Here is a 15867-nt window from a genome sequence, read left to right on the forward strand (position 1 = left end):
TGTATTTATTTGACTTCGTTGAGTCTTCAATTTCAGAATTTTGAAATGTTGATTATTAGTTTAATTTAGAATCTGAAACAAGTTCAGATTGACAAAAATCATTATTTTTTGGACCACTTTTTTGTTTAATTTTTTTAATATCTATATTTATCTTTCCATCTGTTTTTTAAGAAAGCCCTCAGTTCTTTCTCACGTGCGTTATCACCTGGTTCGAAAAATTTAGTTTCACTTAATGCTGTAGGTAAAAATTCTTGTTCAGCAAAGTTATTAGGAAAATCATGTGAGTATTTATATTCTTCTCCATAGCCTAATTCTTTCATTAATTTTGTCGGCGCATTTCTTAAGTGTAAAGGAACAGATAGATCACCCGTTTGTTTTACCACTTGTTGCGATTTGTTTATAGCCATATAACTGGCATTACTTTTTGCAGATGAAGCTAAATAAATGGCACATTGACTTAATATTATTCTGCTTTCTGGATAACCAATTGTAGTTACAGCTTGAAATGTATTGTTTGCCATTATTAATGCTGTAGGATTTGCATTACCAATGTCTTCACTTGCTAAAATGAGCATCCTACGAGCAATGAATTTAACATCTTCACCGCCTTCAATCATTCTGGCTAACCAATATATTGCTCCATTTGGGTCACTACCTCGTATCGATTTAATAAATGCAGATACAATATCATAATGTTGTTCTCCAGTTTTATCGTACAATACCGTGTTTTTCTGTACTAAATGAGTTACTCTTTCATTAGTTATCTCTATGATTTCAGTGTCAGAAGCATTAATGACTAGTTCAAAAATATTTAACAATTTCCGGCCATCACCTCCAGAGAGTCTTAATAAAGCTTCGGTTTCAATTAATTGAATGTTCTTTGTTTTTAAAAGAGTATCTGTTTTTATGGCTCTTTCTAATAAAGCTTCTAGGTCTTCTTTTGTAAAGGCATTTAAAATATAAACCTGACATCTTGACAAAAGAGCAGGAATCACTTCGAAACTTGGATTTTCTGTAGTTGCGCCAATAAGCGTAACCCATCCTTTTTCAACAGCTGCAAGCAAAGAGTCTTGTTGCGATTTACTAAAACGATGAATCTCATCGATAAATAAAATGGGGTTTTTAGCTGTAAATAATCCGCCACTTTGTTTTGCTTTTTCTATAACTTCCCTAATATCTTTAACACCCGAATGAATAGCACTCAATTGATAAAAAGGACGTTTGCTTTCTTGTGCCATTATTTGAGCTAAAGTCGTTTTACCTGTGCCTGGTGGTCCCCATAAAATCAAACTGGGTATAATTCCTTTGTTGATTTGATGTGTTAAAGATCCGTTTTCACCTACTAAATGTAATTGACTTATATATTCATTTAGAGTTTGTGGTCTTATTCGTTCTGCTAAAGGTGCTTCCATAATGTAAAATTACATTATTTAAAAATTAGCAAAAAATAAAGGTTTGAATTTTTTATCCAAACCTTATTTAATTTTAATCATTATTTTTTTCAAACTTAGTCACTACAAGTAAATCTCTAGTGTTTTTTTGAACTGTTATAGCTGAAAATAAACTTAATAAGAAAGACATAGCATAAAAACCTTTTTCACTTAACAGTAAATCAGCATTCCATAATCCTATAATTAGGAGTAATATGGATACCAAAGTTGTAAACCAACTTATTCCATAATACATGTCTGTTACAGCAATACCTTCAATTCGATCTCTGACTGATTTTTGCACTGAAATTACTGAGAAGAGTCCAAATAGTAGGATAGCAAAGTAATATCCTTTTTCATTTAACTCCATTTGTGCGTTCCATAGACCAATGCAATATGAAATCATTCCAGTTAATAATGCTATCCATGAAGCACCTATAAAGGCATTTGTAGGTTTAATAGCTTTGTTTTCAAAAATGTTCTTTCTTGTTTTAAGCACGTTTGTTTCAGAAGTTTCCATTTGAGTTGTTTCCATTATTTTTAATTTTTTAATTCAATAACAAAGAAATACAGATTGCTTACACAAAACAATGAACTTCGGTTAACAAATTTGAAAGGGATTAAATTTTACCTCTAATTCGACTTAAAGCTTGAGGTGTAATTCCTATGTATGAAGCAAGATATTTTTGAGGAATTTCTTGTATTAGTTGAGGCTGTTCTTTAACTAAATTTAAATAACGTTCAGTGGGAGAATCTTTTAGAAAAGATAATTCTCTTTTAGACTTGTATCTAAAGAATTCTTCTGCAAAAATTCTTCCAATAGATTCACCGCATTTTGTTTTTTGGTATATTTCATACAAATCTTTTTGCGTAATAAAAATAACTTTTCCTTTTGTAAGGCTTTGAATACAGGCTACACTTGGGGTTTGAGTTAGAAAAGAAGAATAGCTGCTTAAAAAATTATTAGGAAAACCAAAATCTATAGTTACATCTTTTTCCGGCATTTCAATGTATAAACGGAATATGCCATGTTGAATAAAATAAATTTTATCTTCAATTTGATGTGTTTCAATAATAAACTCTTTTTTTTTAAATTGCTTTTGTTGTAATTTAGAAGAGATGAATAACCAATCTTCTTCAGAAATTGTCGTTTTATTTTTTAATATTTGAAGTAAATCTTTCACTAGTCTTTCTATGACAAAAAAGCGGATAATAAAGAGTGGTGTTATATTTGAAATAATAATGTAGCAAATTAAAAGCTTTTAAATTATGAAACAAACGATACAAGATCATCAATTTAAATTTACTCAGTCTGTACTTGTGCTTCCAGTTATATTTATTCTATTGCTCTGGATTGTTTTTGTATTTGAAAAATTCTTTGGTTTGAATTTTCATCATTATGGAATTTATCCAAGGGAAAAATTTGGATTAAAAGGAATATTCTTTAGTTGGGCTATTCATGGTAATCTTGGTCATATCGCAAATAATTCGATAGCTCTTTTTGTCTTATTGTTTTTTTTACGATTTTTTTACAAAAGTCAATCGGTCATTGTGATTGTTTTTGGTATTCTTTTTTCGGGTTTAGGAACATGGTTATTAGGAAGACCAAGCTATCATATAGGAGCGAGTGGTTTAATCTATGTTTTAGTGAGTTTTATATTTTTTAAAGGTATTTTTACTAAATATTTTAGATTAATGGCTCTTTCATTTGTAATTGTTTTGTTATATGGAGGAATGATTTGGTATATGTTTCCCAATGTGGAAAAAGGAATTTCTTGGGAGGGTCATTTAAGCGGTTTTTTAACAGGGTTATCTCTCGCATTAATTATTAGAACACCACAATTTGGAAAACCAGTAATTTATGATTGGCAAAGACCAGATTTTAATCCTGAAAATGATTCTTTTATGAAGAATTTTGATGATAAAGGGAATTTCAATCCACCACCGAAACCAGATGAAACTATAAAAGATTACTTTACTTCCTCTTTAAAAGTAATTTATGAATTTATGGGGTTGAAAAAATAATAGTAATTTCTTCTTATATAATTCTTTGTCTTACAGCTTCATAAAGAAAAGCCCCACAAGCAACAGAAACATTTAGAGATTCTATAGTTCCAAACATTGGTAGTTTCGCTTTATGATCAACAATTTTTAGTACAGATGGATTTACACCTCTGTCTTCACTTCCCATAATAATTGCAGTTGGATTTGTGAAATTTATATCATAAAGTGTGTTTTCAGTTTTTTCTGTTGCTGCAACGGTTTGTATTCCGCTTGCTTGTAAATAATAAATGGCATCTTTAATGTGTTCTACTTTACAAATTGGAACGTTAAAGACTGCACCAGCACTTGTTTTAACTGTATCGCCATTTACAGGTGCAGAACCTTGTTTTTGGATAATAATTCCATTAACACCAGTGCACTCTGCAGTTCTTATAATTGCTCCAAAGTTTCTAGCATCAGATAATTGATCTAAGATAAGGAAAAGAGGACTTTTTTGTGAATTTACTGTTTTTTCAATCAAAGTTTCTAAATCATAAAAAGATACTGGAGAAATTGTAGCAACAGCTCCTTGATGATTTTTTGAAGTTAACCTGTTTAATTTTTCAACAGGAACATATGAAAAATTAATGTTGCCCTTTTTCATAGTTTTCATCAATTCCTGCATTAATTCTCCTTGATTTTCTTTTTGAATAAAAACTTTGTCGATTTCTTTTCCTGCTTGAATGGCTTCAATAATTGCTCTAATTCCGAATATTTGATTCTCTTTTTCCATGGTGCAAATTTATAAAAAAACCACCTCAAATGAGGTGGTTTTAATATTTAATATGAAATTAATTATTTTTTATTTTTATTTAAAATTTTTGTCCTTATTGCTTGTGAAATATTATTATACCTACCTTGAAAAACTTGAGCACTATTTTGGTCTGTTATAGTGTAAGTTTGTCCTGTTTTAACTATAGTATATTCTATATAAGCATTACTATTACCATCATCTAAACCTCCATCAGAAAGCAGAAAATAATTTGAAACATCTAATGATTCTGTTGGAGTTTGCCCACCAATTTTTGAAAATTCAACATTTGCAGGAATATTAATTGCAGCGGTTTCTCCATCATTTGTCCATAAGCTAACGACTAATGTGTATGTGTCATCTGGCATAAGAGAAGAAATAATGATTTCTTCAGGACAACTACTGTAGCTTGTTTCCACATAGTTTCCACCAGAATCTAATAATTCTAAATCCATATCAATATCGCAAAAATCTGTTGATCCATTATTACCATTAAAAGTACCATCCCAACTTAATTCAATTCTCAAGTTATCGCTGTTACCTATTTGAACAGTTATTTCTTGAGGGTCAAAATTAGCATTAGCAAATCTTTCATCTCCTATTTTCAAGGTAAATGTTTCAGTTGGTTCATAAGTTTCATCATATAAAATGGAAATAGAACCTGTAGCTGAAAGTTGATAAGCAGGAATTGTAATGGAATGATCATAATTGAAATCCTCACCTTCAGTTGCAGTACCGCTTACTAAAGAAACGTATGCAACTACATCAGCAATTTGAGGTTTATCTAATGAAATTGTATAAGTTAACACATCTTGATTTTCTTCATTATAAACTGTGGATTGAGAAAAATTTAGATTTAATGTAGCTTTAGCATCTGAAGTAGTTCTTGTGCTGTCTCCAGTATGATCGTCAGTATTACAACTCATTGTTAATAGAAGACCTAATCCTAACAATTTTATTTTTATATTTTTCATAATTTTTAGTCTCTTAGTTTACAATTTTTTCTAACTCATGATAGAATACTCTTGGCCCTGAACCCGTAGTGAAATATCCATAACTCATGTATAATTTATCTTTACCTTCCACATTATCTCTAACTCCTCTATTTGATGTAGATGTACAATCGATAGATACATCAGCAAAATCAGTAGGATTTGTTGCACAAGTTATAAAAGGTTGTCCATTTCCTAATTGTGGGGATCCATCAGGTCTATTAGCTGGATAAGTAATAACATCATTAGAATCCATATTGAAATAGTATTCATTATTGTTAAAGATTCCAAAATATTCTACTACTTTATAAGTGGTTTCATCTACAGATTCAATTGTTGTAGATCCAGGCCAATCAGCTGTTCCAGTTGAAAAAACACCTAATCTATAATATGCTCCAAAATTGCATTTATAAGTACCAGCAAATCTAGTTCCTACTGCAACTTTAGCGGTAGAAGCATTTTCTAGAACTTTTCCATCTGTCAAAGTTGAAACAAAAACTAATGTCCAAGATTCACCTATTTGTAATGTTGTATCACTTGTTGGAAGTGGAGAACCACCAATTGATAAACCTTGTATTAATTCTGGATAAGTAAATGTGAATTCATAATTATTAAACGAAACCCCTGTATCTAGGATTAATGTCTTTAGTAAAGTTCTGTTTGAATTTGTAAAACTTCCATCAAGATTTTTTTTACTAAAAAATTTGTATACATCAACTTTTGTTGTTTTTTCTTCACCTTGAATGATATCAAAGTTAGCCTTGTATTGATAAGTATCTCCGTTGCCAACCACATAACCAACAAGTTTTGATTTTACAGTTACTAATCCGCCTTGATTCTCATTTTGTGTTAGTAAATCATTATCGGCTGTACATGAAGTTATAAGTACAGCTATAATTAATGTTAAGTATAAATTGATTTTTTTCATAATATTTTTTTTAATTCATCCACCATACTGATGAAGTTAATTCATCACCATTTGATAAAGTTGCAATTGCTGCTAAATAATTATCTCTATTTATATTAATAGAATAAGTTGGATAATAATATCTTTTAGGGATACTTGGTATTGCTGCATTTAAAGCAGGAGATAGTGCAGGAACCCCAGTTCTTCTCCACTCTGTCCAAGCTTCTACTCCTTGTCCATAAAGAGCGATCCAGTTTTGTTCACCTATTTTAACCTTCCCGTCTGCTTGAGTGGTAAATACAAGACTTGGTAAAGCTAAGTAGGCATCGATTTCAGTTTGTGGAACTCCATTAAAGACTAAGCTAGCTTCAATTCCTTCTAGATAATAATTAAATGCAGCTGTTTGACCACCTGAGATTAAACCTCTATTGGCAGCTTCAGCTAATAAGAATTTAACTTGTGAATGTGATAAAATGACACCTGGTAAAGTTGGAGATAAATAAAATGTACCTGGTGAAGAGAATCCATTATAATTACTTGTGTTTTCTTGTCCTGGTATATTTCCTACATATTGTCCAGAGCTATTAGTTTGTGATATAATAGGTCTTCTAGGATCGTTAAGAGTTGTTAATTTATCAACCAAAACTGAACTATTTTTAAATTCAGCTCTATTTCCAAAAATTATAGTTTCATAAATTGGATTAGCATCTGGTTGAGCAGCTAAATAAATTAATTGAGCACTATCTTCATTAGAATCCATTAAATTTGCATCATTTACTAATGCTTGCAAGCTAGCACTAACATTAACTTTGTTTGAAATTCTCATCAAAACTTTAAATTTAAGGGAATTTCCTAATTTACGCCATTTTGAAATATCTCCTCCATAAATTAAATCAGAAGTACTTGGAACTTCACCTTGATTTAGTGCTAATAATTGTTCCGCTTGAGTTAAATAGTTAATTATGCCAGTATAAACATCTTCTTGACTATCAAATTTTGGTTTTAAATTCCCAGCTTGACCAACTTCTGAGAAAGGAACAGGACCATAAATGTCTGTTAAAATTTGAAATGCATTCGCTTGTAAAATTAATGAAATACCCTTAAGATTATTGTTGCCTTCCTTATCTGCTATTGTATACATACTTTTAGCATCTGAAATTACATCTGCATATAATTGATCCCAAATTCCATCTATGACTCCTCTTCTAGGGAGGTATTTTTCTTCATCATTATATTGTACTTTTGACCAATGTTGAGCCCAACATAGACCCATATCACCTCCCACAAATGTGTCGTATATAGCATTCTGATTGACTCTAACAATATTTCCTAAGAATAAATGTGCAGGCACTTCAGTAGGATTGTTTGGGTCAACATTTACTTCTTCGAAATTACTCGTACAGTTTTGTAAAAGTAAACTCGTAAAAAGTATAAAAATTAATTTAACGTTTTTCATATTTTATTTTTTTAAAATTGCACATTCAAGTTAAAACCTATGTTTCTAGCGCTTGGTAATTGACCAAATTCTTGTCCTTGTTCTCCATTAGCACTGCTAAATCCTGATTCAGGATCAATATGAGGTGTTTTCTTGTAAAGAATTGCAAGATTTCTTGCTACTACTGACAATTTAATATTATCTATAGAAGTGTTGTCTAACCATTTTTTAGGCAAACTATATCCTAGTCTTACTTCTCTTAATTTAACATAACTAGCATCAAAGATTGAGCTTTCTTCATTGTTATTGCCATAGACAGCCTGATTGAACTTTTTAGCTTCAGTAACAACATTGTTAGGAATCCATCCACCATTTCCATCTGAAATAACACCATCTCCAACTATTCCTGTTTCTCTTCCATAGAGAGTTTCTGCAAGAACTCCAGAATATCTGCCCCAAGCATATGTCATTGAATGTATTTTGCCTCCCATTTTTGCGTCAACTAGAGAGCTTAATGTGAAATCTTTATAACCTAGACTTAAATTTATACCTCCAGTCCAGTCTGGATTTATGTCTCCTAAAATCTTTTGAGTATTATCTACAACAGGTAAACCATTTTCGTAAATTATATCACCGTTTTCATTTCTTTCAAATCCTCTTCCAACTAATAAACCGAAAGGTTGACCTGGTTGAGCTTGTAAAGTTAATCCCCATTGCCCTCCTAATTCATAAGAATCTAAGCCGCCCAGACTTATAACTTTATTTTTATTTGTGGCAAAATTTAAGTCTATATCAAAGAAGAAATTTTCCTTTTTAATTACATTTACGCCTAATTGAACTTCAAAACCTTTATTTTCCATTTGCGCAAAATTACCAAAAGATCTTTGATATGTAGTTGCAGGATCAACGTCAGCAGCAAGTAATAAGTCATTACTTTTTTGAATATAATATGTTGCTGATAGTTTTGCTCTACTTTGAAATGCATACAAATCAAATCCAACTTCGCTACTTACTACATTTTCAGGTTTAGCATTAGGATTAAATTGTGTATTATTATTTGTTGCTTGATTACCCCAACCATTATTGTTTAATACAAATGTTGTGTTGATATTGTAAGGTCCAATTTCACCTAATCTTCCTACTTTAGATAAACCACCTCTTAACTTGAAAAAGTTAATTGTTTCAGATTCAATCTTTAATAAATCCGTTAAAACGGTAGATAATGTTGCTGAATAGTAGAAGAATGAATTGTTTTCTTTTGCTAATACAGAAGCCCAGTCATTTCTAGCTGTTAAGTTTAAAAAGATTGCATTTTTGTATGAAATATCTCCGAATCCAAGTAAACTATTAATTCTTTGCTCTTGGTAATTATTAGTTTGTTGAGCAATTGAACCTGTTTTTAAGTTCGATAAGTTGTATAAAAAAGGTAATTCAAGTGCAGGTGCAAGTCCAGAATTAAACGTTCTAATTCTTCTCATGCTATTTGAACCAAAATTCAAATTGAATTTAAAGTCTTCTCCTAATGAATTATTATATTTTGCTAAAAATTCCAAATTCGTTTCTCTATAGCTTCTAGCTACACTTTGAAATGATCCATCAATAGTTTCATTTGTACCTACTGCTTTTATTAATGATTCTTGTTGAGAGAATTGATCTATCATTAATTTCCCAGATACACCAAATTTATCAGAAAAATCATAATTCATTCCTACATTGCCATATATTCTATCTCTTGAATAAGTGTTTTTGTTGTTTTCAAGAACCCAATATGGGTTGTTTTGAAAATTATTATTCCAGTTAATAGGAACTTGAGCTGATAGATTGTCATATGATGGAGATAATGGTAAATTTCTCCAATCTTTTAAATCTGAAAAATTAATATTCCTTGCTGACCAAATAAACTGTTGCATAACGTTTTCTGAGTTATAACCTACCGTAGGTAAATTATTACTTTTTTCATTTACATAGTTTAAACTGAAATTGGTTGATAATTTATCTGATGCTTTGTGAGAACCATTTAAGCCAATATTAACTTTTTTGAAATCGGTAAAAGGAACCATTCCTTTTTGGTCGCTATTACCTACAGATAATCTATAAGTTGTTTTTTCATTTCCTCCTTGAAATGCTAAAGTATTGCTAATGTTTAAACCTGTATTGAAGAAGTTTTTAACATTATCTGGATGTGAAATCCATGGAGATGCTCCACCACCATATTTAAAAGAATCCCATTGTACAAATTCTAATCCAGAATCTAAAGGTGCTCCCCAACTTTCATCTACACCATCGCCAGTACCACTTCCTGCACCGTCCACATATTCGAAGTAATTTGCGATAGATCCTCCGTTTGGATCACTTCCTTGTCCGTAGGAATTTTGATAATCTGGTAAAACCAAAGGATTACTGAAAGTTATGTTTGTATTAAAGCTTACACCTAGTTTTTCTGAATTTTTTCCTCTTTTTGTAGTTATGATTATTGCACCGTTTCCAGCTCTAATACCATATAAAGCTGCTGCAGTTGGTCCTTTTAAAACTTCAATCGATTCAACATCATCTGGGTTTATATTTGAGATACCATTTGGCAAATCCCTTCCTCCTCCTGAACCTGCATTTCCATAGTTAGTATTGTCCATTGGTACTCCGTCAACTATGAATAAAGGTTCTGTATTTCCTGTTATGGATGAAATACCTCTAAGGATAATTCTAGATGAAGACCCAACAGATCCGCTACTGCTAGTTATTTGAACACCCGCAATTTTTCCAGATAGAGAATTTATAACGTTAGATTCTCTACCTTCAGTCATTTCATCCCCTTTGATGTTTTGGCTTGCATAACCTAGGGATTTTTCTTGTCTTTTGATTCCTAGAGCAGTAACAACAACTCCTTCTAATGTAGTTATGTCTTCTTGCAAAGTCACTTTTAAAGTTGTAGAATTTACAATAACTTCTTGTGTCTTCATGCTTACATAACTAAAAACAAGAATAGAACCTTGTTTTACATCAATTTTAAAATTACCATCAAAATCGGTTTGTGTACCATTGCCTGATCCTTTTTCTTGAATTGCGACACTTGGTAATGGGAGCCCATTTTGATCTACAACTGTACCAGAGACAGTTTTTACCTGAGCAAAAGCAATTTGCCCTAACATTACTACTAATACAGTTAGTAATACGTTAAATTTAGACCTCATATTTGTTAATTTGAATTAGTTGCCCAAAATTCAAAAAAAAAAGCTTTTAATCCTAATATTATTTAATATTTTTTTAACATTTAGTATTATTAATATTAAAAAATTGCTTTAAAACTAATTTGAATAACTGAGTTTGAAAGTTTTATTTTTTGGTTATTTAAACTTCCATTAGAATAGATTATTTGAAGTAATCCGTTGTTTGTTAGTAGTTTGATTCCTAATCCAGTTCCTAGTAGTTTGTTATTTTTTAATATTGTTTTATCTTGAGTGTAAGCATAATCTAAAACAGAATATAATTGTAAGTTTGGAGATGTTGAATATTGATATTCGGTCATTATTCCGGAAAAAAAGTTGGTTTGTAGAGAGTTTTCTCTAAATCCTCTTATGGAATTAATCCCTCCAAAGCGATAAAGTTCGTTAGTTAAGTAATTGTCGCTATTTAAGTAGTAAGTATTGCTTTTAATTAAGATATTGTTTTTATCGTTTAATTCAATTAATCGAGATGCTTCGATTTGTCCAAAATATTGTGTATTATTTTCTGTTTTATTTGTGCGATATCCTAATCCAGATTTAAAATCGAACCTTGTCTTTTGTTCGTTAAATTGATTAATGTTGTTTTTTTCGTTGTATTCATAACCAAATGTATAAAATACATTTTGAAAGTTTTGGAGATTGTTTGAATTGATATTTTGTATATCAACAGAGGTGGTTTTTTGTATGCCTACTAATGCTTTTTGATTAAATGAGAAATGATAAGATAAATTTAAATTTAGTTTTGTATTTTGAAAGCTTGAATCTTGTTTGAAAATGTTTAATTCTGATTGTATTCCGAGTTTTGTTTTAAATAGGTATGGAAGTTCATTTTCTATTGAAAAGAGAGTTTCTTGATTGCCATTGTTTTTCCAGAAAAATTTAATTTTTTCACCAGAATTTAAGGTGTTAATAAGAAGGAGATCCAAATAGCCATTAAAAACTAGTTTTTCCTCTTTGTTGTTAGCAAATCCAATAAAGCCGTCAAATTTGTTGGATTTCGTTTTGGTTATGTATGTGAAGATTTTTGTGGAATTTTCTGTGAATAAAATTTCAGGGTATTTTAATTGTTTTACATAATTAAGGGAATTTATTTGATTATTTATTTTTGATATTAAATTTTGATTGAAAGTTTTGTTTTTAATATATTTATTAAGTTGAATTTTTATGTTCTTTGGAAATTTTTCATAACCAAGTATGATTATTTCATCTGCCATTCTTTTTGAATCCAATTCGAAATGTAAGTCGCAATATAAGACGTTGTCTTTAATCTGATGGTTTGTTAATGATATTTTGGCTAATGGATATCCTTTTTTTTCTAATTCTTTTAGTTTATTGGTTATACAATTTTCAGTTGTAAAAAAAGGAATTGATAATGTGTCTTTTTGAATGGATAATAAGTTTTTATACTCCGCATTAATGTTGCGAGTTGTTATGATAGTTTTTTTTATAAGGTTGCCTAAGTGATACTGGTATAGAAATGTACTGTCATTAATCTTTTCTTGTTTGGTAATGGTATGATTTATATAGCCAATCCTTATTAATATTGAATCAATTTTTTTTACTTCATCTATAATACTGCTTACTGTAATGTGTTTTTTTGTGTAAGAAATACTGTCTATTACTTTTTGTTCTTTATTAGTTTTTCCATTGATATTGAGTTGTAATGATTGACTCTGTAGGTATACTGAGTTGATAAAGAATAATATTATGTATAATAATCTCATTGTTGTAAAATAACGCAAATTTGCTAAATAAATTTTGATTTGAGTTTATTGAGGGCTTTTTAACTAATTTAGAGTATGCTTTTTAATGATTTCTGATTAAAATATAACCCGAGTTTTTATTGTAAATCTCGATGTAGATTAAATATTTGTTAATAAAATTTTAATAAGCTTGAAAATAAACAATTTAGATTTGTTTTGTAAAAAAATATAATTACATTTGCACCCCCTTAAATAGAATCAGGGGGATTAATTTTAGTAATTTTATAAACAATTATGCCAACAATTCAACAATTAGTAAGAACTGGAAGAGCCAAAATAACTAAGAAGAGTAAATCGGCTGCTTTAGATTCTTGTCCTCAAAGAAGAGGGGTTTGTACGCGTGTTTATACTACAACACCAAAAAAACCAAACTCGGCAATGCGTAAAGTTGCCCGTGTTCGTTTAACAAATGGTAATGAAGTAAATGCTTACATCCCTGGAGAAGGACATAATTTACAAGAGCACTCGATAGTATTAGTTAGAGGTGGAAGGGTAAAAGATTTACCAGGTGTACGTTATCACATCGTTCGTGGTGCATTGGATACTGCTGGAGTAGCAGGTAGAACACAACGTAGATCTAAGTATGGAGCTAAACGTCCAAAACCAGGACAAGCACCTGCAACAACTGGAAAGAAAAAGTAATTAATCTTTTAAAGAAAAGACATGAGAAAAAGACAGGCTAAAAAGAGACCTCTTTTACCGGATCCAAAATTTAACGATCAGTTAGTGACACGTTTTGTTAATAATTTGATGTGGGATGGTAAAAAATCAACAGCTTTTAAGGTTTTTTATGATGCATTAGACATTGTAGAAACTAAAAAGCAAGATGCAGAAAAAACTGCATTGGAAATTTGGAAAGACGCATTAACTAATGTTATGCCTCATGTGGAAGTTCGTTCTCGAAGAGTAGGAGGGGCTACATTTCAAATACCAATGCAAATTCGTCCTGATAGAAAAATTTCTTATTCTATGAAATGGATGATTTTATATGCAAGAAAAAGAAATGAAAAATCAATGGCTAGTAAGTTGGCTTCTGAAATTTTAGCTGCTGCTAAAGAAGAAGGTGCTGCTGTTAAGAAAAGAATGGATACTCATAAAATGGCAGAAGCGAATAAAGCTTTCTCTCACTTTAGATTTTAATTCATAAAACAAAAGAAATGGCTAGAGATTTAAAATATACAAGAAATATAGGAATTGCGGCTCATATTGATGCGGGTAAGACTACAACAACTGAGCGTATTCTTTTTTATACTGGGAAATCACATAAAATTGGGGAGGTGCATGATGGCGCTGCAACAATGGACTGGATGGCTCAAGAGCAAGAGAGAGGTATTACTATTACTTCTGCTGCTACAACTTGTGAGTGGAATTTTCCAACTCAGCAAGGTAAATTATTACCAGAGTCACAAGCTTATCATTTTAATATTATTGATACTCCTGGGCACGTAGATTTTACTGTAGAGGTTAATCGTTCATTACGTGTATTGGATGGGTTGGTTTTCTTGTTTTCTGCAGTTGATGGTGTGGAACCTCAATCTGAAACAAACTGGAGATTAGCTGATCAATATAGAGTTCCTCGTATGGGATTTGTTAATAAGATGGATCGTCAAGGGTCTAACTTTTTAGCAGTTTGTCAACAGGTAAAAGATATGTTGAAATCTAATGCGGTGGCAATTACTTTGCCAATTGGTGAAGAAGCAGATTTTAAAGGTGTTGTTGATTTGGTTAAAAATCAGGCTATTGTATGGCATGATGAAACACAAGGTGCTACATTTGATATTATTGATATTCCTGCCGATATGGTGGATGATGTTAAAAAATATCGTTCAATTCTTATAGAGGAAATCGCTACTTACGATGAGAATTTATTAGATAAGTATATGGAGGATGAAAACTCTATTACTGAGGAAGAAATTAATACGGCTTTACGTGCGGCAACAATAGATATGGCAATTATCCCTATGATTGCTGGTTCTTCTTTCAAAAACAAAGGAGTTCAGTTCATGTTAGATGCTGTATGTAAATATTTGCCGTCTCCATTAGATAAAGAAGGTATTGAAGGTATTCATCCTGATGATGCTGATTTATTGGAAGAAGATCAAAAGAAAATCTTACGTCGTCCAGATACAAAAGAGCCATTTGCAGCTTTAGCTTTTAAAATTGCTACTGATCCATATGTGGGTCGTTTAGCTTTTTTCCGTGCTTATTCTGGTCGTTTGGATGCTGGTTCTTATATCTTGAACACTCGTTCTGGAAACAAAGAGCGTATTTCTCGTATTTATCAAATGCACGCTAATAAACAAAATCCAATCGAATTTATTGAAGCTGGAGATATTGGTGCTGCTGTTGGATTTAAAGATATCAAGACTGGAGATACAATGTGTGATGAAAAACACCCAATTATTCTTGAGTCTATGAAATTCCCTGATCCAGTAATTGGTATTGCGATTGAGCCTAAAACTAAAGCAGATGTTGATAAAATGGGTATGGCTTTGGCAAAATTAGCTGAAGAAGATCCAACTTTTACTGTTAGAACAGATGAGGCTTCAGGTCAAACTATTATTTCTGGTATGGGTGAGCTACACTTGGATATCTTGGTAGACCGTATGAAACGTGAGTTTAAAGTAGAAGTAAATCAAGGTGAGCCTCAAGTAGAATATAAAGAAGCGTTTACTAAGTCTGCTCAGCATAGAGAGGTTTATAAAAAGCAATCTGGAGGTCGTGGTAAATTTGGTGATATTGTTTTCAGATTAGAGCCTGCGGATGAAGTTGATGGTAAACCAGCAATGGGATTACAATTTGTTAACGAGGTTAAAGGAGGTAACGTTCCTAAAGAGTATATCCCTGCTGTTGAAAAAGGATTTAGAGAAGCAATGAAATCAGGTCCTTTAGCTGGATATGCTGTTGATAGCTTGAAAGTTACTTTGTTGGATGGGTCTTTCCATCCTGTGGATTCTGATGCATTATCTTTCGAATTGGCTGCTAAATTAGGTTATAAAGAGGTAGCTAAAGCTGCTGGTGCTGTAATTCTAGAGCCGATTATGAAAATTGAGGTTATTACTCCAGAAGAAAATATGGGTGATATTGTTGGTGACTTGAACAGAAGAAGAGGTCAGGTTAATAACATGGGAGATAGATCAGGAGCAAAAACAATCAAAGCTGATGTTCCTTTATCTGAGATGTTTGGATATGTTACAACCTTGAGAACTTTGTCTTCAGGTAGAGCAACATCTACAATGGAGTTCTCTCACTATGCTGAAACACCATCTAATATTTCAGAAGAAGTAATTAAAAAAGCAAAAGGTAACGCTTAATTCTTAAGAAA

At 31.3% G+C, this 15867-nt stretch carries 13 protein-coding genes; 4 read left to right on the forward strand and 9 right to left on the reverse strand.

Translation table 11 applies throughout. The annotated features are described in order from the left end of the window. Positions 1–134: 134 nt before the first annotated feature. The 3 genes from HALO113_RS10215 to HALO113_RS10225 all read right to left on the reverse strand — a co-directional run bounded on the left by HALO113_RS10215 (position 135) and on the right by HALO113_RS10225 (position 2614). Positions 135–1412, reverse strand: a complete 1278-nt coding sequence (locus tag HALO113_RS10215) for a replication-associated recombination protein A (RefSeq protein WP_159778930.1) — start codon at positions 1410–1412, stop codon at positions 135–137. 73 nt (positions 1413–1485) lie between these two features. Next, complete coding sequence (gene yiaA, locus HALO113_RS10220) at positions 1486–1950, reverse strand: inner membrane protein YiaA (RefSeq protein ID WP_159779597.1); 465 nt, start codon at positions 1948–1950, stop codon at positions 1486–1488. A 100-nt stretch (positions 1951–2050) separates the two neighbouring features. Continuing rightward, on the reverse strand, positions 2051–2614 hold the full coding sequence (locus HALO113_RS10225) for a Crp/Fnr family transcriptional regulator (protein WP_159778931.1): 564 nt from the start codon (positions 2612–2614) through the stop codon (positions 2051–2053). An 85-nt stretch (positions 2615–2699) separates the two neighbouring features. Here HALO113_RS10225 and HALO113_RS10230 point away from each other — a divergent pair, with 85 nt between their 5' ends. Beyond that, the gene (locus HALO113_RS10230; protein ID WP_159778932.1) at positions 2700–3455 is read left to right on the forward strand and encodes a rhomboid family intramembrane serine protease; all 756 of its coding nucleotides are present in this window, start codon (positions 2700–2702) and stop codon (positions 3453–3455) included. Positions 3456–3468: 13 nt separating this feature from the next. On the opposite strand, the gene rlmB is transcribed toward HALO113_RS10230, so the two are convergent. The 6 genes from rlmB to HALO113_RS10260 all read right to left on the reverse strand — a co-directional run bounded on the left by rlmB (position 3469) and on the right by HALO113_RS10260 (position 12503). Continuing rightward, positions 3469–4206, reverse strand: a complete 738-nt coding sequence (gene rlmB, locus HALO113_RS10235) for a 23S rRNA (guanosine(2251)-2'-O)-methyltransferase RlmB (protein ID WP_159778933.1) — start codon at positions 4204–4206, stop codon at positions 3469–3471. Between the two features lie 62 nt (positions 4207–4268). Next, positions 4269–5198, reverse strand: coding sequence for a Calx-beta domain-containing protein (locus tag HALO113_RS10240; RefSeq protein WP_159778934.1), 930 nt, complete (start codon positions 5196–5198; stop codon positions 4269–4271). A 13-nt stretch (positions 5199–5211) separates the two neighbouring features. Then, on the reverse strand, positions 5212–6144 hold the full coding sequence (locus HALO113_RS10245) for a hypothetical protein (protein WP_159778935.1): 933 nt from the start codon (positions 6142–6144) through the stop codon (positions 5212–5214). Positions 6145–6154: 10 nt separating this feature from the next. Then, on the reverse strand, positions 6155–7579 hold the full coding sequence (locus tag HALO113_RS10250) for a SusD/RagB family nutrient-binding outer membrane lipoprotein (RefSeq protein ID WP_159778936.1): 1425 nt from the start codon (positions 7577–7579) through the stop codon (positions 6155–6157). Between the two features lie 11 nt (positions 7580–7590). After that, positions 7591–10746, reverse strand: a complete 3156-nt coding sequence (locus tag HALO113_RS10255; RefSeq protein ID WP_159778937.1) for a SusC/RagA family TonB-linked outer membrane protein — start codon at positions 10744–10746, stop codon at positions 7591–7593. A gap of 95 nt (positions 10747–10841) precedes the next feature. After that, positions 10842–12503, reverse strand: a complete 1662-nt coding sequence (locus HALO113_RS10260; RefSeq protein WP_159778938.1) for a hypothetical protein — start codon at positions 12501–12503, stop codon at positions 10842–10844. A 273-nt stretch (positions 12504–12776) separates the two neighbouring features. Here HALO113_RS10260 and rpsL point away from each other — a divergent pair, with 273 nt between their 5' ends. The 3 genes from rpsL to fusA are packed head-to-tail and all read left to right on the forward strand — an operon-like array spanning position 12777 to position 15856. Continuing rightward, positions 12777–13184: a 30S ribosomal protein S12 gene (rpsL, locus tag HALO113_RS10265; protein WP_159778939.1), complete on the forward strand. Its 408-nt coding sequence runs from the start codon at positions 12777–12779 to the stop codon at positions 13182–13184. A 21-nt stretch (positions 13185–13205) separates the two neighbouring features. After that, positions 13206–13682 (forward strand): 30S ribosomal protein S7, encoded by a 477-nt coding sequence (gene rpsG / locus HALO113_RS10270; protein WP_130734238.1) that lies wholly within the window; start codon positions 13206–13208, stop codon positions 13680–13682. 17 nt (positions 13683–13699) lie between these two features. Beyond that, positions 13700–15856: an elongation factor G gene (fusA, locus tag HALO113_RS10275; protein WP_159778940.1), complete on the forward strand. Its 2157-nt coding sequence runs from the start codon at positions 13700–13702 to the stop codon at positions 15854–15856. Positions 15857–15867 lie beyond the last annotated feature (11 nt).

It is taken from the genome of Flavobacterium sp. 9AF (assembly GCF_902506265.1).
Taxonomy (GTDB): domain Bacteria; phylum Bacteroidota; class Bacteroidia; order Flavobacteriales; family Flavobacteriaceae; genus Flavobacterium.

Coding starts and splice junctions, on each gene's coding strand:
- yiaA (WP_159779597.1), bottom strand. CDS start 1,950: ATGGAAACTTCTGAAACAAACGTGCTTAAAACAAGAAAGAACATTTTT.
- HALO113_RS10260 (WP_159778938.1), bottom strand. CDS start 12,503: ATGAGATTATTATACATAATATTATTCTTTATCAACTCAGTATACCTA.
- HALO113_RS10255 (WP_159778937.1), bottom strand. CDS start 10,746: ATGAGGTCTAAATTTAACGTATTACTAACTGTATTAGTAGTAATGTTA.
- rlmB (WP_159778933.1), bottom strand. CDS start 4,206: ATGGAAAAAGAGAATCAAATATTCGGAATTAGAGCAATTATTGAAGCC.
- HALO113_RS10215 (WP_159778930.1), bottom strand. CDS start 1,412: ATGGAAGCACCTTTAGCAGAACGAATAAGACCACAAACTCTAAATGAA.
- HALO113_RS10230 (WP_159778932.1), top strand. CDS start 2,700: ATGAAACAAACGATACAAGATCATCAATTTAAATTTACTCAGTCTGTA.
- rpsL (WP_159778939.1), top strand. CDS start 12,777: ATGCCAACAATTCAACAATTAGTAAGAACTGGAAGAGCCAAAATAACT.
- HALO113_RS10240 (WP_159778934.1), bottom strand. CDS start 5,198: ATGAAAAATATAAAAATAAAATTGTTAGGATTAGGTCTTCTATTAACA.
- fusA (WP_159778940.1), top strand. CDS start 13,700: ATGGCTAGAGATTTAAAATATACAAGAAATATAGGAATTGCGGCTCAT.
- rpsG (WP_130734238.1), top strand. CDS start 13,206: ATGAGAAAAAGACAGGCTAAAAAGAGACCTCTTTTACCGGATCCAAAA.
- HALO113_RS10245 (WP_159778935.1), bottom strand. CDS start 6,144: ATGAAAAAAATCAATTTATACTTAACATTAATTATAGCTGTACTTATA.
- HALO113_RS10250 (WP_159778936.1), bottom strand. CDS start 7,579: ATGAAAAACGTTAAATTAATTTTTATACTTTTTACGAGTTTACTTTTA.